At 64.8% G+C, this 25,426-nt stretch carries 27 protein-coding genes; 23 read left to right on the top strand and 4 right to left on the bottom strand.

Features of this window, described 5'->3' with window-relative positions:
* Positions 1-70: 70 nt before the first annotated feature.
* Genes I0D00_RS14270 through I0D00_RS14260 form a run of 3 tightly spaced genes read left to right on the top strand, consistent with a single transcriptional unit; the run spans position 71 to position 2,690 of the window.
* Complete coding sequence (locus I0D00_RS14270) at positions 71-1,393, top strand: MFS transporter (RefSeq protein ID WP_213640510.1); 1,323 nt, start codon at positions 71-73, stop codon at positions 1,391-1,393.
* Complete coding sequence (locus I0D00_RS14265) at positions 1,390-2,082, top strand: TIGR04283 family arsenosugar biosynthesis glycosyltransferase (protein ID WP_213640509.1); 693 nt, start codon at positions 1,390-1,392, stop codon at positions 2,080-2,082. Before I0D00_RS14270 ends, I0D00_RS14265 begins: the two co-directional genes overlap by 4 nt.
* Positions 2,079-2,690, top strand: coding sequence for a TIGR04282 family arsenosugar biosynthesis glycosyltransferase (locus I0D00_RS14260; RefSeq protein ID WP_213640508.1), 612 nt, complete (start codon positions 2,079-2,081; stop codon positions 2,688-2,690). Before I0D00_RS14265 ends, I0D00_RS14260 begins: the two co-directional genes overlap by 4 nt.
* A 10-nt stretch (positions 2,691-2,700) precedes the next feature.
* Here I0D00_RS14260 and I0D00_RS14255 read toward each other — a convergent pair whose 3' ends face one another.
* From I0D00_RS14255 to flgA, 4 genes are all read right to left on the bottom strand, one after another.
* On the bottom strand, positions 2,701-3,390 hold the full coding sequence (locus I0D00_RS14255; protein ID WP_213641785.1) for a flagellar brake protein: 690 nt from the start codon (positions 3,388-3,390) through the stop codon (positions 2,701-2,703).
* A gap of 142 nt (positions 3,391-3,532) precedes the next feature.
* Entirely contained in the window at positions 3,533-4,000 is a 468-nt protein-coding gene (locus I0D00_RS14250; protein WP_213640507.1) for a flagella synthesis protein FlgN, read from the bottom strand.
* A 51-nt stretch (positions 4,001-4,051) separates the two neighbouring features.
* Positions 4,052-4,384, bottom strand: a complete 333-nt coding sequence (gene flgM, locus I0D00_RS14245; RefSeq protein WP_213640506.1) for a flagellar biosynthesis anti-sigma factor FlgM — start codon at positions 4,382-4,384, stop codon at positions 4,052-4,054.
* Positions 4,385-4,537: 153 nt separating this feature from the next.
* A complete protein-coding gene (flgA, locus tag I0D00_RS14240) occupies positions 4,538-5,293 on the bottom strand; it encodes a flagellar basal body P-ring formation chaperone FlgA (RefSeq protein WP_213640505.1) in 756 nt (251 codons plus the stop codon).
* Positions 5,294-5,370: 77 nt separating this feature from the next.
* On the opposite strand from flgA, the gene I0D00_RS14235 reads away from it, so the two are divergent.
* From I0D00_RS14235 to I0D00_RS14140, 20 genes are all read left to right on the top strand, one after another.
* Positions 5,371-6,303, top strand: a complete 933-nt coding sequence (locus I0D00_RS14235) for a chemotaxis protein CheV (RefSeq protein WP_213640504.1) — start codon at positions 5,371-5,373, stop codon at positions 6,301-6,303.
* Positions 6,304-6,348: 45 nt separating this feature from the next.
* Positions 6,349-7,176, top strand: coding sequence for a protein-glutamate O-methyltransferase CheR (gene cheR / locus I0D00_RS14230; protein ID WP_213640503.1), 828 nt, complete (start codon positions 6,349-6,351; stop codon positions 7,174-7,176).
* A 253-nt stretch (positions 7,177-7,429) separates the two neighbouring features.
* Positions 7,430-7,837 carry a flagellar basal body rod protein FlgB gene (gene flgB / locus I0D00_RS14225; RefSeq protein ID WP_213640502.1) on the top strand — a complete coding sequence of 136 codons (408 nt, stop codon included), beginning with the start codon at positions 7,430-7,432 and terminating at the stop codon, positions 7,835-7,837.
* 13 nt (positions 7,838-7,850) lie between these two features.
* The gene (flgC, locus tag I0D00_RS14220) at positions 7,851-8,294 is read left to right on the top strand and encodes a flagellar basal body rod protein FlgC (protein ID WP_213640501.1); all 444 of its coding nucleotides are present in this window, start codon (positions 7,851-7,853) and stop codon (positions 8,292-8,294) included.
* Between the two features lie 21 nt (positions 8,295-8,315).
* Positions 8,316-8,981, top strand: coding sequence for a flagellar hook assembly protein FlgD (flgD, locus tag I0D00_RS14215; protein WP_213640500.1), 666 nt, complete (start codon positions 8,316-8,318; stop codon positions 8,979-8,981).
* A 43-nt stretch (positions 8,982-9,024) separates the two neighbouring features.
* Positions 9,025-10,359, top strand: coding sequence for a flagellar hook protein FlgE (flgE, locus tag I0D00_RS14210; protein ID WP_213640499.1), 1,335 nt, complete (start codon positions 9,025-9,027; stop codon positions 10,357-10,359).
* A 207-nt stretch (positions 10,360-10,566) separates the two neighbouring features.
* Positions 10,567-11,304, top strand: coding sequence for a flagellar basal body rod protein FlgF (locus I0D00_RS14205; RefSeq protein ID WP_213640498.1), 738 nt, complete (start codon positions 10,567-10,569; stop codon positions 11,302-11,304).
* Between the two features lie 46 nt (positions 11,305-11,350).
* Positions 11,351-12,136, top strand: a complete 786-nt coding sequence (gene flgG, locus I0D00_RS14200) for a flagellar basal-body rod protein FlgG (RefSeq protein ID WP_213640497.1) — start codon at positions 11,351-11,353, stop codon at positions 12,134-12,136.
* A 59-nt stretch (positions 12,137-12,195) separates the two neighbouring features.
* Positions 12,196-12,915: a flagellar basal body L-ring protein FlgH gene (gene flgH / locus I0D00_RS14195; RefSeq protein ID WP_213640496.1), complete on the top strand. Its 720-nt coding sequence runs from the start codon at positions 12,196-12,198 to the stop codon at positions 12,913-12,915.
* Positions 12,916-12,929: 14 nt separating this feature from the next.
* Positions 12,930-14,027: a flagellar basal body P-ring protein FlgI gene (locus tag I0D00_RS14190; protein ID WP_213640495.1), complete on the top strand. Its 1,098-nt coding sequence runs from the start codon at positions 12,930-12,932 to the stop codon at positions 14,025-14,027.
* Between the two features lie 10 nt (positions 14,028-14,037).
* The gene (gene flgJ / locus I0D00_RS14185) at positions 14,038-15,198 is read left to right on the top strand and encodes a flagellar assembly peptidoglycan hydrolase FlgJ (protein ID WP_213640494.1); all 1,161 of its coding nucleotides are present in this window, start codon (positions 14,038-14,040) and stop codon (positions 15,196-15,198) included.
* 9 nt (positions 15,199-15,207) lie between these two features.
* Complete coding sequence (gene flgK, locus I0D00_RS14180) at positions 15,208-17,226, top strand: flagellar hook-associated protein FlgK (protein WP_213640493.1); 2,019 nt, start codon at positions 15,208-15,210, stop codon at positions 17,224-17,226.
* A 102-nt stretch (positions 17,227-17,328) separates the two neighbouring features.
* Positions 17,329-18,585 carry a flagellar hook-associated protein FlgL gene (gene flgL / locus I0D00_RS14175; RefSeq protein WP_213640492.1) on the top strand — a complete coding sequence of 419 codons (1,257 nt, stop codon included), beginning with the start codon at positions 17,329-17,331 and terminating at the stop codon, positions 18,583-18,585.
* Positions 18,586-18,872: 287 nt separating this feature from the next.
* Positions 18,873-20,384 (top strand): flagellin, encoded by a 1,512-nt coding sequence (locus I0D00_RS14170; RefSeq protein ID WP_213640491.1) that lies wholly within the window; start codon positions 18,873-18,875, stop codon positions 20,382-20,384.
* Positions 20,385-20,462: 78 nt separating this feature from the next.
* On the top strand, positions 20,463-20,849 hold the full coding sequence (locus I0D00_RS14165) for a flagellar protein FlaG (RefSeq protein WP_213640490.1): 387 nt from the start codon (positions 20,463-20,465) through the stop codon (positions 20,847-20,849).
* 68 nt (positions 20,850-20,917) lie between these two features.
* Positions 20,918-22,318 (top strand): flagellar filament capping protein FliD, encoded by a 1,401-nt coding sequence (gene fliD / locus I0D00_RS14160; protein ID WP_213640489.1) that lies wholly within the window; start codon positions 20,918-20,920, stop codon positions 22,316-22,318.
* 3 nt (positions 22,319-22,321) lie between these two features.
* Positions 22,322-22,708: a flagellar export chaperone FliS gene (gene fliS, locus I0D00_RS14155; RefSeq protein WP_213640488.1), complete on the top strand. Its 387-nt coding sequence runs from the start codon at positions 22,322-22,324 to the stop codon at positions 22,706-22,708.
* 182 nt (positions 22,709-22,890) lie between these two features.
* Complete coding sequence (gene fliS / locus I0D00_RS14150) at positions 22,891-23,271, top strand: flagellar export chaperone FliS (RefSeq protein WP_213640487.1); 381 nt, start codon at positions 22,891-22,893, stop codon at positions 23,269-23,271.
* A gap of 29 nt (positions 23,272-23,300) precedes the next feature.
* Positions 23,301-23,597 (top strand): flagellar protein FliT, encoded by a 297-nt coding sequence (gene fliT / locus I0D00_RS14145; RefSeq protein ID WP_213640486.1) that lies wholly within the window; start codon positions 23,301-23,303, stop codon positions 23,595-23,597.
* A 248-nt stretch (positions 23,598-23,845) separates the two neighbouring features.
* Positions 23,846-25,321, top strand: a complete 1,476-nt coding sequence (locus I0D00_RS14140) for a sigma-54-dependent transcriptional regulator (protein ID WP_213640485.1) — start codon at positions 23,846-23,848, stop codon at positions 25,319-25,321.
* Positions 25,322-25,426 lie beyond the last annotated feature (105 nt).

Here is a 25,426-nt window from a genome sequence, read left to right as displayed (position 1 = left end):
CACCACCCATCCCGTCGGATTGCTTGCGTCGAGCATTCTGACCCTCAGTCAAGGAAGTACTCAAAGCCCCATGCGCCTGATCTGGAAGTCGTTTCGTTCGCTGTATTTCGCCACCCTGTTGATGCTGCTGGGATCGGGTCTGCTCAGTACCTACCTGGGCCTGCGCCTGGCGGAGACCGCCGACGGGCTGTGGGTGGGTGCCCTGATGGCGGCCAACTACCTGGGGCTGGTGCTGGGCGGCAAGAAGGGCCACCGGCTGATCGCCCGGGTCGGCCACATACGTGCCTACGTGGCCTGCGCCGGGGTGATCACCGCGGCGGTACTGGGCCATGGCCTGACCGATTGGCTGCCGATCTGGCTGTTGCTGCGTTTCGTGGTGGGCCTGGGCATGATGTGCCAGTACATGGTGATCGAGAGCTGGCTCAACGAGCAGGCCGATACCAGCCAGCGTGGCCTGGTGTTTGCCGGCTATATGGCGGCGTCCTACTTCGGCCTGATCCTCGGCCAGCTGGTGCTGGTGGTGCATCCGACCCTGGGGCTCGAGCTGTTGATGCTGGTGGCGCTGTGCTTCGCCCTGTGCCTGGTGCCGGTGGCCCTGACCCGCAAGCTGCACCCCGCCCCGCTGCACCCGGCGCCGCTGGAAATGCGCTTCTTCATCAAGCGCGTGCCCCTGTCGCTGACCACCATCGCCGTGGCTGGCCTGGTGATCGGTGCGTTCTACGGCCTGGCGCCGCTCTATGCGACGCGCCTGGGCATGCCCACCGAGCAGGTGGGTCTGTTCATGGGCTTCTGCATTCTCGCCGGCCTGCTGGTGCAGTGGCCGCTCGGTTGGCTGTCGGATCGCCGCGACCGGGTCGTGCTGATTCGCGGCTGCGCAGTGCTGATGGCGCTGGCCGCGCTGCCCCTGGCGTTGATGGCCGAGGCGCCGCTGTTGCTGCTGTTCGGCGTCGGCTTCGTCGTCAGCCTGCTGCAGTTCAGCCTCTATCCGCTGGCGGTGGCGTTGGCCAACGACCATGTCGAGGGCGAGCGCCGGGTGTCGCTGACGGCGATGCTGCTGGTCACCTATGGCGTGGGCGCCAGCATCGGGCCGCTGCTGGCCGGGGTGCTGATGCGCTTCTGGGGCGCCAACATGCTCTACGCCTTCTTCTGCGCCTGTGCCCTGATCCTGGTGGTGCGGGTGAGCCCGAAGAAGGTCACCCACCTGCACCAGGTCGACGATGCACCGCTGCACCATATCCCGATGCCCGACAGTACGGCCAGCTCGCCTCTGGTGGCGGCCCTCGACCCGCGCGTCGACGAGCAGGTGGTGCATGAGCAGATGCACGATGCAGTGGTCGAGCCGCCAATGGAAGCGGGTGGCGATGCGGCCCCGGGGCAGGCACCGCGGCCGTGACGCCGCCGCTCAGCATCATAGTGCCGGTGCGCGACGAGGCGCAGGTGCTGCCGCAGCTGCTGGCGGACCTGGCGCCCCTGCGTGCCTCTGGGGCCGAGTTGATTCTGGTCGATGGCGGCAGCCGCGACGCAACCTGCGCGCTGGCGCAGGGGCATGTCGACCGGCTGATAAGGTCCGCCGCCGGACGGGCCCGGCAGATGAATGCCGGCGCCGCCGCGGCCCGCGGCGACTACCTGTGGTTCGTGCATGCCGATACCCGGATCGACGCCGCGGCCGTGCGGAGCCTGCTGGACGCGCTGGCCCGGCGCCCGGTGTGGGGACGCTTCGACGTGCGTCTGTCGGGGCGCGGCCTGGCGCTGCGCCTGATCGGTACGATGATCAGTCTGCGGTCGCGGCTCACCGGGGTGGCCAGCGGCGATCAGGCCATCTTCGTCGCGCGTGAGGTGTTCGAGCGGTTGGCGGGCTACGCCGATATCCCGTTGATGGAGGATATCGAACTCTGTCGTCGGCTGAAGCGCCTGGCCAGGCCGCGCTGCCTGCGCCCCGCGCTGTCGACCTCCAGCAGGCGCTGGGAGCGCCACGGCATTTGGCGTACTGTATTGCTCATGTGGCGTCTGCGACTGGCCTACTATTGTGGCGCCAGTCCAGACCAGTTGGCGCGTATGTACCATAGAGGGCCACGGCCATGAGTCTGTCGATTTCCTTGCACCTGCTGGCCCGCCTGCCGGTACCGGGGCGGGTGAAAACGCGATTGATCCCGGCGTTGGGCGAAGAGGGGGCCTGCGATCTGCAGCGCATCCTGCTGGCGCGGGCGCTGCAGTTGCCGTCCGATGGCTTCAGCGAACGCTTCCTCTGGCTGGACGACAGCCCCGACGCAGAGTTGCAGGCGCTGGCCGATCGGCTGGGCTGGACGCTGGTCGAGCAGCCGGCCGGGGATCTGGGCGAGCGCATGCGGCGCATCGCCGCGCTGGGCCTGGCCGAGAGCGATGCCGTGGTGTTGATCGGCAACGACTGTCCGGCGCTGGATGGCGAGTACCTGAGCGGAGCCTGTATCGCCCTGCATGCGCAGCCGGTGGTGCTGGGGCCGGCCGAGGATGGCGGCTATGTCCTGCTCGGTCTGCGCCGGATCGATCCGCTGCTCTTCGAGGCCATGCCCTGGGGGACCGACCGGGTGCTGAGCCTGACCCGCGAGCGCCTGCAGCGGCTGGAGTGGGACCACCAACTGCTGCCCGTGCTGTGGGACGTGGATCGCCCCGAGGATCTGCCGCGCCTGGCGGCGCTGGGCATCCAGGTCTAGGCGCCGCGGCCTAGAACAGGCCGTCGCCTTCGGTTCGCCGTGCTTCGCGCTGCAACTGGTAGACGAAGCGCTCGACCTGGCGTTGCTCCAGGCCGCTCAGGCGATGGAAGCGCAGGCCCACGAAGGTCGCGTCGAGTTTTTCCTCGTATTGCATATGGCGCAGTTCCACCGAGGTGGTCATGGCGCCGAAGGGCAGCTCGGCGGTGAAGCGCTCGTAGACCTGGCCGGTCTGCAGGCGCTGGGTGACGTCAACGGGGATGCGCAACTTGCAGCCGGTCGCGGAAATATCCAGCATCTGCCCGCTCAGGGGACTCTTCAGCCGGGTGCCGGCCAGCTCGACCTTGATCTGCTCCGTCAGCTTGAGCTGCGCCCTGAAGGCATTGCGCCGCTGATGGTAGTGCACCTGGTCCGGCATCGGGCTCAGGTAGCAGCGTGCGCCCTGGTGTTCGGTGATCTGAACCGCTTGCGGGCACTCCCAGGCCACCCGAACCCCCTCATGGAAGGCCTCGATGCGAAAGGTCTCGCCGTTGAGCAGGTAGCGCTCGCCGTCACTGGGGATCATTTCATCGAGGGTCAGTCTGGATCTGTCGCGATCCACTTCGATCAGGTAGCTCTGAAAGCGTTGGTTACGCTCGTGAAAGGTGATGATCAGGGGGTCGTGGGCCTGCTGCAGTTGGCGGAGGGTGGCAACGATCTCCATGGGCGCTTTGAGCACTTTGGGCGGTTGCGGGCCATCGTCCTCGGTAAAGGGATTGGACACGGTCCAGAACTCTCCTGGCAATTACTCGGGCACTCGCACACTGCCATCTGGGCAGTATGTCCTGGCGCCTTGTTATAGGGGGTCAGGCCTGGCTGAGCGGGCGCTGCTGGCCGATTCTAGCGGCACTGCCGCGGCTGTCATAGACGTTTGGCGTTTCGCCGCCGCGCAGGATGCCGAGCATGCTGCTGGTCGAGGCCTGGCTGGCACGGATCAGGCGGCCGTTGCGCAGATTGGCGGCCTGGCAGCGTTCGAGCAGGGCGCTCAGTGCGTCGCCGCGCGCCAGCAGTTCGCTGCCCTGGGGGGCGCGTTCGGCCAGCGCCTGCAGGCCGGCGCGATCGGCGCTCAGTTGCAGGTCGAGCAGCAGCTGGCTGCGGCTCTTGCCGTGCTGATCGAGGGACTCGAGCAGGGGCTGTTTGTCCGTGAGGATGCTCTGCAGGCGGGGCAGATCGCGTTCGCCAAGGGCTTGAAACTCGTCATCGAGCAATGCGAGCAGGCGCTCGGCCGTGGCGATGTCGTCGTTGAACAGTTTCAGCAGGGTTGTTTCGTGCATGGCGGGCTCTTGGGGAGGGAGGCGTCCAATATCCCCAGCGCAGCCCTGGGACTAGCGCTGGGATTCGAAGTTGAGCAGTTTGCCGGCGACGCGCTGGCTGTCGACCTGGTAGCTGCCGTCGGCAATCGCCTGCTTGATCTTGGCGACACGCTCCTGGTCGACGCTCGGCAGGTCGCGCAGCTTGTCGCCGATTTTCTGCAACTGCTGCGCTTCGTGGCTGAGTTGCACGGATTCGCCGCTCTGGCTGGTGTCGGCTGCTGCCGCTGCATCGCTCGGCGGTTTGCTGCCGATGGCGTCGTTGCGGCCAGCAGACTGGGCATTGCCTGTACGCCCTGCATTGGCGGGGGTGCTGGCATTATTCGGCCGGTTGAAATCGATGACCATGGTGCGAAACCTCGAGCAGTGTTTGGACGCTTGCCTAGCTTGTCGGCCAACAGTCGGAAAGCTTTAGGGCTGCAGAGCAATTAAATGTGCGTCAGGCACCAGTCTAAAACACGGTGCGCCAGTCGTCAGCTAAACCTCAAACAAGAATCATGCCTACATGGCCACTTCCACCTGGCCGGGGCCCACTACCCGGGCTCTGATCACGCGTTGCGAACGCTGGTTGCGCACGCGGATCTGCCTGCCGACAGCTCCGTCGGAGAGGGCTTCTCCGGGCATGCGCACGTTCACCGTGCCGCTGCGGGCGACGATGACAACCTGGTCGCCGCGATGAATGACCTCGGCCGCTTCGACATGTATCGGCATCACCACCTGGTCCGGTAGCAGGGGGCGCGTCAATTTCTTGCCGACCGCCTGCCCGGCGGCCGTCAGGTAACCCTGGCTGAGCGAGCCGAGGTCGCGTTCGGCCAGGGTCACGTCCCTTTCCGTTAGCACGCTGTTGCGCTTGAGGGGGCGGTTGGCGATCACCACGTCGCGGAAGAGGCGTACCTGGCCGGGAACGAATACCGTCCATGGCGCGCTGCCCGGGCAGCGCACGCGCACGGTCACCCGGCCGATGGGATCGGCCGGGTTCTCCAGGGAGGCCGTCAGGTCCTGGTCGCAGGCGGGAAGGCGCAGGCGCGGGTCCAGCCGGTTGATCTGGATCTCATGGCGGCCGCGGATGTCGCTGCGCTGCAGGTACTCGGCAACCCTGTGCTCAAGAAAGCGCTGGGTGGTGCCGATAAGTTGCTCAGGCAGGGTCGCCGCGGCAGCCTGGGGGCTATAGCCGAGTACGAGCATTGCAGGTAAAACTGCCAGCAACTGGCAGCCTTTTATCAGCGCGTGCCGAAAAATCGTCGTTTCTGCGTTCATGCTGAGTCAAAAGCAAGGCCCGTGCCGCCTGCTACGCTGAGCACAATGTGCGCTACGCAAACTGAAGGGGTTGGGGCATGGCCGGAGTATTGGATTCGGTAAATCAGCGAACTCAGCTGGTGGGACAGAATCGTTTGGAGCTGCTGTTGTTTCGTCTCAACGGCAGCCAGCTGTATGGGATCAACGTGTTCAAGGTGAAGGAGGTGCTGCAGTGCCCCAAGCTCACCATCATGCCGAAGTCCAGTCCGGTGGTCCGGGGGGTCGCCAGCATTCGTGGCGGCACCATCCCCATTCTCGACCTGTCCATGGCGACCGGTAAGGCGCCATTGAGGAGCCTGGAGAACAGCTTCGTCATCATCACCGAATACAACACCAAGGTTCAGGGCTTCCTGGTGCACTCGGTGGAGCGCATCGTCAACATGAACTGGGAGGGAATCCATCCGCCACCCAAGGGGGCGGGCCGCGATCATTACCTTACCGCGGTGACTCACCTGGATCAGCAGCTGGTGGAAATCATCGATGTGGAGAAGATCCTCGCCGAGGTGGCGCCGACCTCCGAGGTCATTTCCGAGGGCATCCTGAATCATCAGGTCCAGGCCAAGGCGATGAGCAAGCGGGTGCTGACCTGCGACGATTCCTCGGTGGCGCGCAAGCAGGTGACCCGCTGCCTGCAGACCGTCGGTGTCGAGGTGGTCGCCCTGAACGATGGCCGCCAGGCCCTGGAATATCTCAAGGCGATGGTGGAGGAGGGCAAGAACCCGGCTGAAGAGTTTCTGATGCTGATCTCCGACATCGAGATGCCGGAGATGGACGGCTATACCCTGACGGCGGAGATTCGTGCGGATCCGCGCATGCAGAAGCTGCATATCATCCTGCATACTTCGCTTTCTGGTGTGTTCAACCAGGCCATGGTGCGCAAGGTGGGGGCCGATGATTTTCTGGCCAAGTTCCGTCCGGACGATCTGGCGTCGCGGGTGGCTGAACGCATCAATTCGATAGATCAGGGCTGAGGGTGCGTCTTTCGGCACAACACTATGATTGGCGAGGCCTCGCGAGTGTCTTCAGGTAATTTGGATTTCGAGCAGTTCCGGGTATTCCTGGAAAAAGCCTGCGGCATCCTGCTGGGCAGCAACAAGCAGTATCTGGTTTCCAGTCGGCTGAACAAACTGATGGAGCAGCATGCCATCAAGAGCCTGGGGGAGTTGGTGCAGCGCATGCAAAGCCAGCCGCGCAGCGGTTTGCGCGAGCAGGTGGTGGATGCCATGACCACCAATGAAACCCTGTGGTTTCGCGACACCTATCCGTTCGAAGTGTTGAAGAACCGGGTGCTGCCGGAAATGCTCAAGGCCAGCCCCGGGCAGCGTCTGCGGATCTGGTCGGCGGCCTGTTCCTCCGGCCAGGAGCCCTATTCCCTGTCGATGAGCATCGATGAGTTCGAGAGGACCAACATAGGTCAGCTCAAGGCCGGGGTGCAGATCGTCGCAACCGACCTGTCGCCCTCGATGCTGGCCAACTGCAAGTCCGGTGAGTACGACAGCCTGGCGATGGGGCGGGGCCTGTCCCAGGAGCGTCTGCAGCGCTACTTCGACCCGAAAGGGCCGGGGCGTTGGGTGATCAAGCCGGCCGTCAGGAGCCGCGTCGAGTTTCGCCCGCTGAACCTGCTGGACAGCTACGCCAGTCTCGGCAAGTTCGACATCGTGTTCTGCCGCAACGTGCTGATCTACTTCTCCGCCGAGGTGAAGAAGGACATCCTCACGCGTATCCACGCCATGCTGAAGCCTGGCGGCTACCTGTTTCTCGGTGCCTCGGAGGCGCTCAACGGCCTGCCGGAGCGTTACCAGATGGTGCAGTGCAGCCCGGGAATCATCTACAAGGCGAAGTGAACGCGCCGTTGCGCGCGACTCGAGCGAGAACGGGAGGCCAGCGGCCTCCCGTTTTTCGTTGCGGCGGCGGCAAGCGCCGGGGCGAATTGCCGCCTTGCTTGCCAGGAGGCGGAAAGGCTTTGCCGCTCAGGCCTTAGGTGAAGCCGGACAACTTAATAAGTCATTGAAATAAAACGAATTTATTTGTTGGCACGCACCTTGCTGTATGTCTTGCACGGACAACAGGTAAGCCATACGGCAAGGGTTCCTGACCATGAGCATCAGCTTCGACAGCGCACTCGGCATCCATGAAAAAACCCTCGGCTTTCGCGCCCAGCGTGCCGAGGTGTTGGCCAACAACATGGCCAACGCCGATACGCCCAACTACAAGGCTCGCGACCTGGATTTCGCCGCGGTACTGGCCGAGCAGAGCGCCAAGACTCAGCGTGGCGCTGTGGGGCTGAGCCGTACCGACAGCCGGCATATCGCCGCCGAGGGCCTGAGCATGGGCGATGCCAGCCTGGTCTACCGTACCCCGTTGCATGCCTCCATCGACCAGAACACCGTCGATCCTCAGATCGAGCAGTCCAACTACGCGGAAAACGCGGTGAACTTCCAGGCCAGCTTCACCTTCCTCAACAGCAAGTTCAAAGGGCTGGTCAGCGCCCTGCGCGGCGATTAAAGGAGTCCGAGCCATGTCACTCGCCAGTGTCTTCAATATCGCCGGAACCGGCATGAGCGCCCAGAGCACTCGGTTGAACACCATCTCCAGCAACATCGCCAACGCCGAGACGGTGTCGTCGAGCATCGAGCAGACCTACCGTGCGCGCCATCCGGTGTTCGCCACCATGTTCCAGCAGTCGCTGGATGGCGACCGCGGCTCGCTGTTCGCCGAGCAGGAGCAGGCCGGTGCCGGTGTGCAGGTGCTGGGCATAGTCGAGGATCAGAGCAGCCTGGTGCCGCGCTACGAGCCGACCCATCCGGCCGCCGATGAGAACGGCTATGTCTACTACCCCAACGTCAACGTGGTCGAGGAAATGGCCGACATGATCTCGGCCAGTCGGGCCTTCCAGACCAACGTGGAAATGATGAACACCGCCAAGCAGATGATGCAGCGTGTACTGACCCTGGGTCAGTGAGCCGCCAGCGAGGAGTGAAGCATGAGCAGCGTCAGTGGTGTCAGTTCCGCACTGGATCAGTACCAGATCCAGAACAACAGCTCGACCAACAAGGAGCTGGGCAAGAATGAGTTCCTCAACCTGCTGGTTGCCCAGCTGAACAACCAGAACCCGCTGGAGCCCCAGGGCAACGGCGAGTTCATCGCCCAGTTGGCCCAGTTCAGTACGGTGGAAGGGGTGGAGAAGCTCAATACCAGCATGAGTTCGCTGTTGTCCGGCTACCAGTCGTCCCAGGCCTTGCAGGCTTCCTCTCTGGTCGGGCGCAAGGTGATAGTGCCGACCGACAAGGCGGTGGTCGACACCAGCGAGAGCTTCAAGGCCAGCCTGGTGCTGCCGACCACTAGCAGCAACGTCTACGTCAACGTGTACGACAGTGCGGGCACCGCGGTGAACCGGATCAACCTGGGGCCGCAATCTGCCGGCAATGTCAGCTTCATCTGGGACGGCAAGGACGCCGGCGGCAATCTGTTGCCGCCCGGTGCCTACAAGTTCGAGGCGCAGGCCACTTACGAGGGTGAAACCAAGGGGCTCCACACCCTGCTGCCGGCCAACGTCGACAGCGTCACCCTGGGTGGCAGCGAGTTGACGTTGAACCTGGCGGGGCTCGGTAGTGTGCCGCTCTCCCAGGTGCAGGTCATCGGTCAGTAATCAGCGAATCTAGTCGCCGGTACGACCGGCAAAGGAGACTTCCATGTCGTTCAATATCGGTCTGAGTGGCCTGCGCGCTGCGACCAGTGACCTCAATATCACCGGCAACAACATCGCCAACGCCGGTACCATTGGCTTCAAGCAGTCGCGGGCCGAGTTCGCCGACCTCTATGCCGCTTCCGTGCAAGGCACCGGGAGCAACCAGCAGGGGGCGGGTGTGCAGCTGAGCAACGTGGCCCAGTTGTTCAACCAGGGCAATATCAACTACACGCAGAACGCCCTGGACCTGGCCATCAACGGCAATGGCTTCTTCCAGACCAGCAACAACGGCGAGATCAGCTACACCAGGGCCGGCTATTTCGGTACCGATCGCGAAGGCTTCATGGTGAACAACTTCGGCCACCGCCTGCAGGGCTATGCAACCGATGCCAACGGCAATCTGCAGAACGGCGTGATCACCGATCTGCGCATCGAGTCGGCCAGCCAGTCCCCGCAGGCGACGACGGCGCTGGTCCAGGGGTTCAACCTGAACTCGACCAACACTGTGCCCGTCACTACGCCATTCAACCCGGCCGATCCGACCACCTACAACTCGGCCACCTCCACCAACATCTATGACACCCAGGGCAACGCCCATGTCATGACGCAGTACTTCGTCAAGAGCGGGCCCAATGCCTGGCAGATGAACGTGCTGATCGATGGTCGCAACCCGGCCGACCCGACTTCCACGGTGCCCTATTCGATGGGCATGGGTTTCACCGCCAGCGGGCAACTGGATGTCGCCAGTCTGACATCGGGGAACTATGACGGCGCCGGCGGCCCAGACTTCACCGTCGATCCGGCGACCGGGCGCTTCACCCTGGATGGCTGGACGCCGGCGATAGCGGACAGTTCGGTGCCGCCGGTCTGGTCGGCCAATGGCGCCACCGCCAACGCGGCGGGCATCCAGGTGGACATCCGCAACGCCACCCAGTTCGCCAGCGCCTTCGCGGTCAACAGCGTCAGCCAGGACGGCTACACCACCGGGCAGTTGGCGGGGCTGGAAATCGATGACACCGGGGTGATCTTCGCCCGCTACACCAACGGTCAATCCAGGGTTCAGGGGCAGGTCATTCTAGCCAGCTTCGCGAATACTCAGGGCCTGACCCCGGTCGGCAAGACGGGCTGGGCGCAGTCCTTCCAGTCCGGCGAGCCGGTGATCGGCACGCCGCGCAGCGGCACCCTGGGCGCCTTGCAGGCCGGCGCGCTGGAAGACTCCAACGTCGATGTATCCGAGCAACTGGTCAACATGATCGTCGCCCAGCGTAACTATCAGGCCAACGCCAAGACCATCGAAACCGAGAGCACCATCACCCAGACCATCATCAACCTGCGTTGATCGCGCTGCGCTCGGTCACGGCCGGGCGCTTGCCGCAGGCGGCAAGTTCCCGCCGAACGCCGTCTCAAAGGCTCCCGCTGGGAGCCTTTTTCTTTTTTGAAATTGCTTATATTTCATTGGCTTATCGGGTTTTGTCGTTGGCTGGCACGGTGCTTGCTGGGTTACTCGCAAAGAGCAGCGGGCGCTAGCCCATCTCGGAGACTAACCATGGACAAGATGCTGTACGTCGCCATGACCGGCGCCCACAACAACAGCCTGGCCCAGCGTGCCCACGCCAACAATCTGGCGAACATCTCCACCAGCGGCTTTCGCCGCGATTTCGAGCAGGCGCGCGCGATGCCGGTGTTCGGCGACGGCTATCCGGCACGGGTCTATGCCATGAGCGAGCGCCCCGGTACCGATTTCACCCCCGGCTCCTTGCAGGAAACCGGCCGCGACCTGGATGTGGCGATCGGCGGCGAGGGCTGGCTGGCCGTGCAGGCGGCGGACGGCAGCGAGGCCTACGTGCGCACCGCCAGCCTGAACATCGATGCCCTGGGCATGCTGCGCACCGGCAACGGCTTGCCGGTGCTGGGCAATGCCGGGCCGATCGCCGTGCCGCCGGAGCAGAAGGTCGAGATCGGCCAGGACGGCACCATCAGCATCCGTGCCCTCGGCGAGGCGCCCAACGTGCTGGCCGAAGTCGACCGCCTGAAGCTGGTCAACCCCGACCTCAAGCAGATGGAGAAGGGCAGCGACGGCCTGATGCGCCTCAATGGGCCGCAGCCCCTGGCCGATGCCACGGTGCGGGTGACCTCCGGCTTCCTCGAGTCGAGCAACGTCAATGCCGTGGAGGAGATGACCGCGATCCTCTCCCTGTCCCGTCAATTCGAACTGCAGGTGAAGATGATGCGCACCGCCGAGGACAACGCCTCGGCCATGGCGCGGGTCTTGCAGATCAGCTAATTACCAGCACGCGGCGCCGTGAAAACGACGCCCGAGGAGAATAGATATGCTTCCGGCTCTGTGGGTCAGCAAAACCGGTCTGTCCGCCCAGGACATGAACCTGACCACCATTTCCAACAACCTGGCCAACGTCTCGACCACCGGCTTCAAGCGCGACCGTGCCGAGTTCGAGGACCTGCTGTACCAGGTGCGGCGGCAGCCCGGTGGCCAGTCCAGCCAGGACAGCCAGCTGCCGTCTGGCCTGCAGCTGGGTACCGGGGTGCGCGTGGTGGGCACGCAGAAGATCTTCACCACCGGCAGCCTGCAGACCACCGAGCAGCCGCTGGACATGGCGGTCAACGGTCGCGGCTTCTTCCAGGTGCTGATGCCCGACGGCACCGTGTCCTATACCCGCGATGGCAGCTTTCACCTGAACGCCGACGGCCAGCTGGTCACCTCCAGCGGCTTCGCCCTGGAGCCGGCCATCGTCCTGCCGGGCGAGGTGCGTACCTTCACCGTGGGCGAGGACGGCACCGTGTCGGTGACCACTGCCGGCAACCCGCAGCCGCAGATCGTCGGCAACCTGCAGCTTGCCGACTTCATCAATCCCGCGGGCCTGGAAGCGATCGGCAACAACCAGTTCCTCGAGACCGCCTCCAGTGGCGCGCCACAGGTCGGCACGCCGGGCCTCAACGGCCTGGGCACGACCCTGCAGAACACCCTGGAGAACTCCAACGTCAGCGTGGTCGAGGAGTTGGTGAATATGATCACCACCCAGCGCGCCTACGAGATGAACTCCAAGGTCATCTCCACCGCCGACCAGATGCTGTCCTTCGTTACTCAGAATCTCTAAGGCCCGGGCGGGCTGCGGCTCGCTCCAGGTCGTGTTTGCAACGCCGTGAGGTAGTGGTTATGAACCGGCTGATGATAGTGCTTTCCCTGCTCGTGACGGTGGCCCTGAGCGGCTGCGTGTCGCCGCCGCCGAAGCCGGACGATCCCTATTACGCGCCGGTGCTGCCGCGCACCCCGTTGCCGGCGGCGCAGAACAACGGCTCGATCTACCAGGCCGGCTTCGAGAACAACCTGTATGGCGATCGCAAGGCCTTCCGCGTCGGCGACATCATCACCATCACCCTCAACGAGCGCACCCAGGCCAGCAAGAACGCCGGCTCGCAGATATCCAAGGACAGCAGCGCCAATATCGGCCTGACGTCGTTGTTCGGCGGCGGTGTGTCGCTGCGCAACCCAGGCTCGGGCAATGTCCTCAACCCGCTGACCGGCGACAACCTGAGCCTGGGCGCCGAGTACAACGCCAACCGCGACACCAAGGGCGACAGCAAGGCGGCCCAGGGCAACAGCCTGTCCGGCTCCATCACCGTGACCGTGGCCGAGGTGCTGCCCAACGGCATCCTGGCGGTGCGCGGGGAGAAGTGGATGACCCTCAACACCGGCAACGAGCTGGTGCGCATCGCCGGCCTGGTGCGCGCCGACGACATCAGTACGGACAACACCGTGGCCTCCACGCGCATCGCCGACGCGCGCATCACCTACTCGGGCACCGGCGCCTTCGCCGATGCCAGTCAGCCGGGCTGGCTGGACCGCTTCTTCCTCAGCCCGCTGTTCCCGTTCTAAGCAGGTAGCCGATCATGACGCGACTGATATCCGCCCTCTGCCTGCTGCTGCTCGCCGCCGGCGCCCAGGCCGAACGGCTCAAGGACCTGGCCAGCATCCAGGGCGTGCGCAGCAACCAGCTGATCGGCTACGGCCTGGTGGTCGGCCTCAACGGCAGCGGCGACCAGACCACCCAGACGCCCTTCACCGTGCAGACCTTCAACAACATGCTGGCGCAGTTCGGCATCAAGGTGCCGGCCGGTGGCAACGTGCAGCTGAAGAACGTCGCCGCGGTGTCGGTGCACGCCGACCTGCCGGCCTTCGCCAAGCCGGGCCAGACCATCGACATCACCATCTCCTCGATCGGCAACGCCAAGAGCCTGCGCGGCGGCAGCCTGTTGATGACGCCGCTCAAGGGCATCGACGGCAACGTCTACGCCATCGCCCAGGGCAATCTGGTGGTCGGCGGCTTCGATGCCGGCGGTGCCGACGGCTCGCGGATTACCGTCAACGTGCCGTCGGCCGGGCGCATCCCCGGCGGCGCCACGGTCGAGCGGCCGGTGCCCAGCGGTTTCGACCAGGGCAACAGCCTGACCCTGAACCTCAATCGCCCGGACTTCACCACGGCGAAGAACATCGTCGACCAGATCAACGACCTGCTCGGCCCGGGTGTGGCCCAGGCCATCGACGGCGGCTCGGTGCGGGTCAGCGCGCCGCTGGACCCCGGCCAGCGGGTCGACTACCTGTCGATCCTCGAGAACCTCGAGGTCAACCCCGGCCAGGCGGTGGCCAAGGTCATCATCAACTCGCGCACCGGCACCATCGTCATCGGCCAGAACGTGCGCGTGCAGCCGGCGGCGGTGACCCACGGCAGCCTCACCGTGACCATCACCGAAGACCCGATCGTCAGCCAGCCCGAGGCCCTGTCCGGCGGCCAGACCGCGGTGGTGCCGCGCTCGCGGGTCAATGCCGACCAGGAGGCCAAGCCGATGTTCAAGTTCGGCCCCGGCACCACCCTGGACGAGATCGTCCGCGCGGTGAACCAGGTCGGCGCCGCCCCGTCCGACCTCATGGCCATCCTCGAGGCGCTCAAGCAAGCCGGCGCCCTGCAGGCCGACCTGATCGTGATCTAAGGAGGCGAGCATGGATTCCCGAATCTCAGCCGGCCTGCTCGGCAACGGCAAGAGCCCGCTGGACAGCGGCGCCTTCACCGACCTGAACCGTCTCAACCAGTTCAAGCTCGGCGGCGACAGCGAGCAGAACATCCGCAAGGTCGCCCAGGAGTTCGAATCGCTGTTTCTCAACGAGATGCTCAAGGCCATGCGCTCGGCCAACGAGGTGTTCGGCGAGGGCAATTTCCTCAACAGCAACGAGGGCAAGACCTACCAGGACATGCACGACCAGCAGCTGTCGGTGACCCTGTCGAAGAACCAGAACGGCATCGGTCTGGCCGACGTGCTGGTGCGGCAGATGTCGAAGCTGAAGGGGCCCAGCGAGCGCCCCAACCCCTTCGCCCAGGTCGACGCGCCGGTGCCGAGCGCGCCGAGCAAGCCGCTGGCCAAGGTCGACAGCTCCCGCGATGACGCCGCCCTGATCAATCAGCGGCGCCTGGCGCTGCCGGGCAGGCTGAGCGACCGCCTGCTGGCCGGCATAGCGCCTGCGACCGGCGCCGCAGATGGCCAACCGCTGGCCGGAGGCGACTGGATCCCCGCCCAGGCCTTCGCCGCCCCCAAGGACAAGGCCCTGAGCCTGGGCGACAGCGATGCCATCAGTGGCCGACAGTTGGCGCGGGGCAAATCGGTGTTCAGCTCGCCCCAGGAGTTCGTCGCGGCCATGCTGCCGATGGCCGAGAAGGCGGCCGAGCAGATCGGCGTCGAGGCCCGTTACCTGGTGGCCCAGGCGGCCCTGGAGACCGGCTGGGGCAAGTCGATCATCCGCCAGCAGGACGGCAGCAGCAGTCACAACCTGTTCGGCATCAAGAGCCACAACAGCTGGGACGGCGCCTCGGCACGGGTGCTGACCACCGAGTTCAAGGGCGGCAAGGCGGTCAAGGAGGCGGCCTCGTTCCGCGCCTATGACTCCTTCGCGCAGAGCTTCGAGGACTACGTGAGCTTCCTGCAGAACAACGGTCGCTACGAGAAGGCCCTGAATGCCACCGACAATCCCGAGCGCTTCGTCCGCGAGCTGCAGCAGGCCGGCTACGCCACCGACCCGCACTACGCCCGCAAGGTGGCACAGATCGCACGCAAGATGCAGACCTACCAGGCCGTGGCGGCGGCCGACAGCGGCATCACCAGGACCTGAGGCTGAAGCATGGCGGACCTACTGAATATCGGCCTGTCGGGCCTGTCGGCGAACAAGACGGCGCTGTCGGTCACCGGCCACAACATCACCAACGTCAACACCCCGGGCTTCTCCCGTCAGGACACGGTGCAGGCGACGCGCAGCCCGCAGTTCAGCGGTGCCGGCTATATCGGCTCGGGCACCAGCCTGGTCGATATCCGCCGCAGCTACAGCGAGTTCCTCAGCACCCAGCTGCGCAGCAGCACCGCCCTCAGCAGCGACGTGCAGGCCTACAAGAGCCAGATCGAGCAGCTCGATTCGCTGCTGGCCGGCTCCACCACCGGCATCACCCCCTCGTTGCAGAAGTTCTTCTCGTCCCTGCAGACCGCCGCCGAGGATCCGGCGAACATTCCCGCGCGGCAGCTGGTGCTGTCCGAGGCGGAAGGCCTGGCGCGGCGGTTCAATACGGTGTCCGAGCGGATCAGCGAGCAGAACAGCTTCATCAACAAGCAGATGACCGCGGTGACCGACCAGATCAACCGGCTGAGCACCTCCATCGCCAGTCTCAACAATGCCATCGCCGTCGCCGCCTCCAACGGCCAGCAGCCCAACGACCTGCTCGATGCCCGTGAAGAGGCCATCCGCCAGCTGTCCACCTATGTCGGCGTGACGGTGGTGCCCCAGGACGACAGCTCGCTGAACCTGTTCGTCGGCTCCGGTCAGCCGCTGGTGGTGGGTGCCACCGCCAGTCGCATGGAGGCAGTGCCGGGGCAGGGCGACCCGACCCGTTTCGAGGTGGACTTCGTCAGCGGAGGCTCGCGCCAGGGGATCACTTCGCTGATTACCGGTGGCGAGTTGGGCGGGCTGATCCGCTACCGCGCCGAGGCCCTGGATAGCACGCTCAATGCCCTGGGGCGCCTGGCCCTGGCGGTGAGCGACCAGGTCAACACCCAGCTCGGCCAGGGGCTGGACCTGAAGGGGCAGGTGGGCACTGCGCTGTTCGGCGACTTCAACGACCCTGCGGAGGCGGCGCTGCGGGTGCGCGCCTTTTCGACCAACACCAGCAACGTCCAGCCGGCGCTGAACATCACCAACAGCAGCGTGCTGACCACCAGTGATTACCGCCTCGAATTTGACGGTGCCAACTACAGCGCCCGTCGTTTGAGCGATGGCGCGGCGCTGACCCTGGCGCCCAATCCGCCCGGCGCCTATCCGGCGACCCTGAGCTTCACCGATGCCAGCGGTCGGAGCCAGGGCTTCGAGGTGACGCTCGGGTCGGCGCCTGCGGCCGGCGACCGCTTCCTCCTGCAGCCGACCCGACGTGGCGCCGGCAGCATCGGCGCGACGCTGGATCAGCCTGACCAGCTGGCCTTCGCCGCACCGGTGCGGGCCGAGGCGGCGCTGCAGAACCGCGGCAACGGCGTGATCGCTCAACCCGACCTGATTGCCGCTGGCGTCAGCCCGATCAACGCGGCGGCCATCGCCGCCGCCCTGCCGCAGGGCTTGACCTACAACGGCGCCGGCGCCTTCGAGAGCCCGCCGGGTACGCCGGTCGCGGGCCTGACCCGGGTGCCGGCCGGGGCCTTCGTGCCGGGACAGACCAATACCTACGAGTTGGACCTGGGCGGCGGCAACCGGGTCAGTTTCACCCTCAGCGGCCGTCCCGAAAATGGCGACACCTTTACCCTGGCCTTCAACAGCAATGGCGTTTCGGACAACCGCAACGGCCTGAAGCTGGTCGACCTGCAGGGCAAGGCGACCGTGGGCGTCGACCCGAGCTTTCCCGCCAGCAGCGGGGTGAACTTCTCCGATGGCTATGGCGATCTGGTCGAGCGGGTCGGCACCCTGACCGCCCAGGCCCGTCAGGACGGCGATGCCACGGGGGCGATACTCAAGCAGGCCACGGACAACCGCGATGCGCTGTCCGGGGTCAACCTCGACGAAGAAGCGGCCAACCTGATCAAGTTCGAGCAGTACTACAATGCCTCGGCGCAGATCATTCAAGTTGCCCGTTCCTTGTTCGATACCCTGATCAGTTCGTTTAGATAAGTAGGCGGCACAGTCGGACATCTAGGCGGTAATCGCCGATGTCCAGCGGGGCGGCCGGCAGCAATGGCTGCTGTCCCCCGACTGCCACATGAGGCCCGAGCCATGCGTATTTCCACCATTCAGGCGTTCAACAACGGCGTGCAGGGGCTGCAGCGTAACTACGCCAATGTCACCCGCACCCAGGAGCAGATCAGCACCGGCAACCGCATCCTCACTCCGGCGGACGACCCGGTAGCCTCGGTGCGCCTGCTGCAACTGGAACAGCAGCAGAACGTGCTGAACCAGTACAAGGACAACCTCACCGCGGCGAAGAACAGCCTGACCCAGGAGGAAGTGACCCTCAACTCGGTCAATACCGTGCTCCAGCGGGTGCGCGAACTGGCGGTGCAGGCCGGCAACGGCGCGCTCAGCCAGGCCGACCGCCAGTCCATTGCCGCGGAACTGGGCGAGCGCGAGGATGAGCTGCTCAGCCTGATGAACACCCGCAACGCCCGCGGCGAGTATCTGTTCGCCGGCTTCCAGGGCAAGACCCAGCCCTTCGTGCGCCAGGCCGACGGCAGCTACAGCTACGCTGGCGACGAGGGCCAGCGCAAGCTGCAGGTGGCCAGCTCGCTGGATCTGGCGATCAGCGACAGCGGCAAGAAGATCTTCGAGAACGTGGTCAATGCCGGGCGCCTGGATGCAGCCTTCACCGCCACGCCGCCGGGCTCCGGCCTCGCAGTCTCCGCGCCTTTGGTGCAGGACGAGGTGGCCTTCTCCGGCACCCCGCCATTCCCGGCGGCCGGCGTGGAAATCGTCTTCGGCAATCCCGATGCCGGCAGTTACCAGGTGTTCGAGATCGGCGCGGCGGCACCTGCGCCGGTGCTCGGCAGCGGCAAGCTGGATAGCGATCCGAGCAAGAGTGACAAGCTGGTGTTTCGCGGGGTCGCCATACAGTTCGATGGTGTGGCGGTGGGCGGCGAGACCATCCAGGTGACGGCCGATCCGACCCGGCAGAAGCAGGGCATCCTGAGCACCATCGCCACTCTGCGTACGGCCCTGGAAAGCAGCACCGACACCCCGGCAGGCAACCTGCAGCTGCGCGATGCCGTGGCGCTGTCGCTGACCAACCTGGACCACGGCATGACCACCGTCGATGGTGTGCGCGGCGAGATCGGTGCGCGCCTCAATATCGTCGAGTCGACCCAGACCGACAACGAAGGCGTCAGCCTGGTCAACCAGGGCGTGCAGGCCGACCTGCGCGAGCTGGACTACGCCGAAGCCCTGTCGCGCCTGTCCTTCCAGTCGATCATCCTCGAGGCCGCGCAGCAGAGCTACGTCAAGATCAGCAGCCTCAACCTGTTCAATCAGCTGCGCTAGGCCCGCGTCCGTCTCTAGGGTGGGCCCCGTAGCGGCCAAATCCACTCTGCAGGCGGGGCGAATAAGCCGCCGATATCCTGCCATCGTCGCGACAAAAGGCGGCTTATTCGGCTAAGTCCTTGTCAAGACTGTAGAAAAAATACTCTGCGAAATCCTCGCAAAAAAGCCTAAAGCTCCCGGCACTAGCGCCGATACAAATTACGAATGCGAACTTTAAGGGTGCCTGGGCACTGCCCACCCAAGGTCGCACGCTCAGGCAAACACGCTAGTCCTCGGAGGACACCACCATGGCTCTTACCGTCAATACCAACGTCGCGTCGCTCAACACCCAGCGCAATCTGAATGCCTCTTCCAACGCGCTGAGCACCTCGCTGCAGCGTCTGTCCACCGGCAGCCGCATCAACAGCGCCAAGGACGATGCCGCCGGCCTGCAGATCTCCAACCGTCTGACCAGCCAGGTCAACGGCCTGGGCGTGGCAGTGCGTAACGCCAACGACGGTATCTCCCTGGCGCAGACGGCCGAAGGTGCCCTGCAGCAGTCCACCAACATCCTGCAGCGTATGCGCGACCTGTCCCTGCAGTCGGCCAACGGCAGCAACTCGACCACTGAGCGTCAGGCTCTGAACCAGGAAGTGGGTCAGCTCAAAGAAGAACTGAACCGTATTGCCGAAACCACCACCTTCGGTGGCCAGAAGCTGCTGAGCGGCGAGTTCGGCACCAAGCAGTTCCAGGTCGGCGCCAACGCCAACGAAACCATCGCCGTGCAGATCAACTCGTCCAGCGCCCGCGACATCGGTGCCAACCGGGTGAACCTGGGCGGTACCGGTGTTGGTGTGGTGGCTCCTTCGGCTGCTGCGGGAACTCCGCCTGCCGCTGGCATCGGTGGCGCGGCTGCCACGCTGACCATCACCGGCCCATCCGGTACTGCGACTACCGCTAACATCGGCGCCGGCTCTGCCGCTGCGGCAGCCTCTGCCATTAACCTGACATCGGGTACCACGGGCGTCAGTGCCGATGCCCGTACCGGTGTGGAACTGTCCAACCTGGGTTCGGCCGGTAACGTGTCCTTTACCCTGACCGGGGACACTACGGGCGGTGCGGTTGCGATCAACGCCGTAGTCGCAGATCCGACCAACCTGAGCGACCTCGCTGCCGCAGTCAACGCCCAGAGCTCCAAGACGGGTGTTACCGCGACACTGACCGCCAATAACTCCAAGATCGAGTTCATCAGCGAAAACGGCGATGACATCGTCTTCACCAGCTTCGACAACTCTGGTGCTACGAAGACTGCCACGCTGACGGCCCTGACGTACGATGGCACTGCCTCGGCCTCGACTCAAACCATCACGGGCGGCGCTGCGGCAACCGACAGTGCCCGGGTTTCCGGTAATATCCGTCTGGATAGCAGCGGGGCCTTCCAGGTGACCAGTGCAGGCGCTAACGCCGCCACTGTTGCCGCTGCCGGCACCAATATCTCTACCCTGGCCAAGGTGGCCGATGTGGATATCAGTACTGCATCCGGTGCGCAGAACGCCATCTCGGTGATCGACGCCGCCATCGCCGGTATCGACAAGAACCGTGCCGCTCTCGGTGCCACGCAGAACCGCTTCGAGAACACCATCGCCAACCTGCAGAACATCTCGGAGAACGTCTCGGCTGCCCGCGGTCGGATTCAGGACACCGACTTCGCCGTGGAAACCGCTAACCTGAGCAAGAACCAGATCCTGCAGCAGGCCGGCACGGCGATCCTGGCCCAGGCCAACCAGTTGCCGCAGGCGGTACTGAGTCTGCTCCGTTAATCCGGCGTAGCGTTTAGGCTAGAACCACGGGGGGTAGTGCCAGGCGCTACTCCCCGTCTTGCCATGTGAGGTGAGGTCATGGATATCAATGGACTAAAGGGTATTGCCCCGGTATTTGCCGCCGAGCGCGCCGTGCGTGCGGAGCCGTCGACGGCGGCGGGCGACGGCGCAGCCGATCTACAGCCGGCGCCTTCGTCGCTCGGGCAAGGCGGGACCACTGTGCAGCCGACTGCCGAGGCGCAGCGCCGGCCGATGGAGGAGGCGGTGTCCAGTATCAAGCAGTTCGCCCAGAGCATTCAGCGCAACCTGGACTTCGATCTGGATGACTCGACGGGGCGCGTGGTGGTCAAGGTCACCGACGGTGTGTCCGGCGAGGTGATCCGGCAGATTCCTTCCGAGGAGGCCCTGCGTCTGGCGGAGAGTCTGGACGAGGTACGCAGCCTGCTGTTCAAGGCCGAGGCTTGAGCGGCACGTTTCTTGATTGAGTCAGCAGCAGAAGGCGAAAGCGTCAACCCCATGACGAGGTGGAGCAGATGGTAGGCATAACGGGTATCGGATCGGGCATCGACATCAACAGCATCGTCAGTGCCATGGTCAGTGCGGAAAAAGCCCCCAAGGAGGCGCAGCTGGCGCGTCTGGAAAAAGCCTCCACCACCAAGTTCTCCGCCTTGGGCCAGCTCAAGGGCGCGCTGAGCGAGTTCCAGACGGCGATGAAGGACCTCAACAGCCTGACGCTGTTCGAGAAACGCAGCGCCACCTCGTCCAATACCGGTGCGCTGACCGCATCGGCGAGCAAGACGGCGTTGGCGGGCAGCTACCAGATGACCGTCGAGCGGCTGGCCAGCAGCAGCAAGGTCGCCACGGCGGCACTGGCCAGCGACTTCGCCGCATCCGCCGACGGCAAACTGACGGTCAAGCTGGGCGCGGCCGATGCCGGGGTCGAGGTCGATATCGCCGCCGGCGATACCCTGGTGCAGATCCGCGACAAGCTCAATACCGCGCTCAAGGACAAAGGCATCACCGCCAACGTCATCAACAACCCGGCCGACGGCAAGTCGCGCCTGGTGCTCAATGCCAAGGAAACCGGCACCGGCAAGGATATCTCCATCGAGACCGCCGATGCCGGCCTGACCAGCCTGGCACTCGACGGCAGCATTCAGTCGGCCGGCGATGGTGCGGGCTACCTGCAGCAGGCCGCCGATGCCGAGTTCACCATCGATGGCCTGGCACTCAAGAGCCCGAGCAACACAGTTAGCGGCGCCATTCCCGAGGTGACGCTCACCCTGGCCGGCAAGACCGAGGCGGACAAGCCGCTGACGCTGACCGTCGACCAGGACAAAACAGGCGTCACCGCCAACATCAAGAAGTTCGTCGAGGCGTACAACAAGCTCATCAGTACCGCCAACCAGCTGACCAGCGTCACCCCGGTGGGCGAGGGTAAGGCGCCGGTGACTGGAGGTCTGGTCGGCGATGCGACCGTGCGTACCTTGCTGGGCGCCGTGCGCAACGAGCTGGTCAACCCGGCCGAGCAGGAGGGTGTCAGGGTGCTGGCCGACCTGGGCATCACCACCCAGAAAGACGGCACCCTGAAGATCGACGACACCAAGTTGGGCAAGGCCCTGAGCGACAACTTCGATGCGGTCGGCACTTTCTTCACCGGCGACACCGGCTTGATGAGCAGGGTGGACAAGCGCATCGACGGCTATATCCAGACCGGTGGTGTGCTGGAGCAGCGCATGAAGGGCCTGCAAACGACCATCACGGGCATCGACAAGCAGAAAGAGGACCTGACGCGGCGCGTGGCCCAGATGCAGGCCCGCCTGTTCGCTCAGTTCAATGCAATGGATGCGCTGGTGGGGCGTTTGAACGACACCAGTGCCCGATTGACCCAAGCGCTTGGCAGCCTGCCGGGCGTGGTTAAACAGGACGGCTAATTCGTGAGCGACCCGATCAACACCTACAAGCAGGTCAAGACCAGCCAGGCGATCACGCCTTATCAGACCGTGCGCCTGTTGCTGGAGGGCGCCCTGGAGCGCGTATCGCTGGCTTTGCATGCCCAGCAGCAAGGTGCTCCGGGTGTGCGCGGAGAAGCCGTTGGCAGTACCCTGTCGATCATCGGTGTGCTCCAGGCCAGCCTGGATAAAGAGCTGGGCGGCGAACTGGCGGAAAATCTCGATGCGCTCTATGACTACATGACCCGCCGTCTCGCCGGCGTGGCGCTGGATCAGACGCCGCGCAGCCTTCTCGAGGTCGAGCAGCTGATCGTGCAGATTCGCGACGCCTGGGTGGCGATAGGTCCGGAAGTGGAGCCGGAGCCGGCCTGAGGGCGGACTCCAGTCGGGCTGAGAGAGACCTGCACGGGTGCCGGAGTCGGTGCGTGCAGGTCTTTCTTGTTATGGGCGGCTGTTTGCTCCATTCGTGTGGATAGTTGTGTTCCAGGCCTCAAGCTCGAGGCGGCGTTGCCGATAACCGGGGTAATGCGAGAGAACACCGGGAGCACAACGGCATGAACGCTATGGTTGCGATGCGGCAGTATCAGAACGTCAACACTCAGGCCCAGGCTGTGGATGCCAGCCCCCATCGCTTGATCCAGATGCTGATGGAGGGTGGCCTGACGCGCATCGCCCAGGCGCGTGGTGCCATGGAGCGCGAGCAGACGGCGCTGAAGGGGGAGCTGATCGGCAAGGCGATCGGTATCATCGGCGGCCTGCGCGAGGGCCTGGATCTGCAGCAGGGGGGTGAGCTGGCCGCCAATCTGGATAACCTGTACCAATACATGGTTAGCCGTCTGCTGCAGGCCAATGCGAAGAACGATCCCGCGCCTCTCGAGGAGGTTGCCGGGCTGTTGCGTGAGGTGAAGACCGCTTGGGATGCCATCGGTCTGTGATGCAGTTTGACGTTTCGAGGAGCGCGATCATGAGTTCAACTGTCCAGCGCCTGGAAGACACCGGTTGCGCCCTGCGTACGGCCCTGGCTACTCGCGACTGGGCGGCGATTGGCGAGCTGGACCTGCAGTGCCGCCAAGCCGTGGACGAGGCGATGGTCGAGGCCGAGCAAGATGAAGGCGCGCTGCGCGCGCGCATGCAGGAGTTGCTCGAGCTCTATCGCGAGCTGGTCGGCGTCTGCCAGGCCGAGCAACAGCGCTTGGCCGGCGAGCTGATCCAGCTGAACCAGTCCCAGCAGGGGGCGAAGGTCTACCAGCTGTTCGGCTGAGCAGGGTTTGCTACAGGTCGTCTTTCGCCTGTCCCTGGCCTCCCGGACAGGCCGTTTTGCCTGAGCTGGGCCGGGCAGACGCCGTTCTGTTTTAACAGTCGCTTAGACCCTGAGTCCGGCAAAGCAAAAAAATCACGCCATAAAATTGACTGTGTCGGTGAAATTGACTTTACTAGCGGCCAATTGCCGGCGCCTCTTCTGTGTGGCGGTCCGCGCCTCGTTCACTCCCCGGAAAAGACCTAAAAAGCATGTGGCGTGAAACCAAGATTCTGTTGATCGACGATAACTCCGAGCGGCGTCGCGACCTGACGGTCATCCTGAGCTTTCTGGGGGAGGAGCACATCGCCTGCGGCAGTGCGGGCTGGCGCGATGCGGTGGCGCATCTCGAGTCCAGTCGCGGCGTGCTCAGCGTGCTGGTCGGCGGTGTGCAGGGCAAAGGCGGGATGCTGGAGCTGCTCAAGGAGCTGGCGGCCTGGGACGAGTTCCTGCCCGTGCTGCTGATCGATGAGCAGGTCGGTGCGGAGTGGCCGGAGGCCTTGCGCCGCCGCGTCCTGGCGACCCTGGAGATGCCGCCGAGCTACAACAAGCTGCTCGACTCCCTGCATCGCGCCCAGGTCTACCGCGAGATGTACGACCAGGCCCGCGAGCGCGGCCGCCAGCGCGAGACCAACCTGTTCCGCAGCCTGGTCGGCACCAGTCGCACCATCCAGCATGTGCGGCAGATGATGCAGCAGGTGGCCGACACCGAGGCCAGCGTATTGATCCTCGGCGAGTCCGGCACGGGCAAGGAGGTGGTGGCGCGCAACCTGCACTACCACTCCAAGCGGCGGGAGGCACCCTTCGTGCCGGTCAACTGCGGGGCGATCCCGGCCGAGCTGCTGGAAAGCGAGCTGTTCGGCCACGAGAAGGGGGCTTTCACCGGTGCCATCACCAGCCGCGCCGGGCGCTTCGAGCTGGCCAATGGCGGCACGCTGTTCCTCGACGAGATCGGCGACATGCCGCTGCCGATGCAGGTCAAGCTGCTGCGCGTGCTGCAGGAGCGCACCTTCGAGCGCGTCGGCAGCAACAAGACCCAGAGCGCCGACGTGCGCATCATCGCCGCGACCCACAAGAACCTGGAAACCATGATCGAGGCGGGCAGCTTCCGCGAGGACCTGTACTACCGCTTGAACGTGTTCCCCATCGAGATGCCGCCGCTGCGCGAGCGCATCGAGGACATCCCGCTGCTGTTGAACGAGCTGATCTCGCGCATGGAGCACGAGAAGCGCGGCTCCATTCGCTTCAACTCGGCGGCGATCATGTCGTTGTGTCGGCATGACTGGGCGGGCAATGTGCGCGAGCTGGCGAACCTGGTCGAGCGCATGGCGATCATGCACCCCTACGGAGTGATCGGCGTGGGCGAGCTGCCGAAGAAGTTCCGCCACGTCGACGACGAGGACGAGCAGCTGGCCGTCAGCCTGCGCGACGAGTTGGAGGAGCGCGCGGCCATAGTCGCGGGCCTGCCGGGCGTCGACAAGCCGGCGATGTTGCCGCCCGAGGGGCTGGACCTCAAGGACTACCTGGGCAGCCTCGAGCAGGGCCTGATCCAGCAGGCGCTGGACGATGCCGGTGGGGTGGTGGCCCGCGCCGCCGAACGACTGCGCATTCGTCGCACCACCCTGGTGGAGAAGATGCGCAAGTACGGCATGGGCCGCCGCGAAGAAGAGGGGCAGCTCGAGGACTGAGGCCCTGCGCCACTCGCCAGCCGCCCGGCGGCGCCGGGCCAGATGGAGCCGAAGGATTGACGCAGCCTTCGGCTCTATTTTTTAAGATGCTGAAAATAAAAGGAA

Origin of the sequence: Pseudomonas lalucatii (assembly GCF_018398425.1) — a bacterium.
GTDB classification, from domain to species: domain Bacteria; phylum Pseudomonadota; class Gammaproteobacteria; order Pseudomonadales; family Pseudomonadaceae; genus Aquipseudomonas; species Aquipseudomonas lalucatii.
Note: the sequence above shows the minus strand (reverse complement) of the source record. Positions and strands in the feature narration are given on the sequence as shown.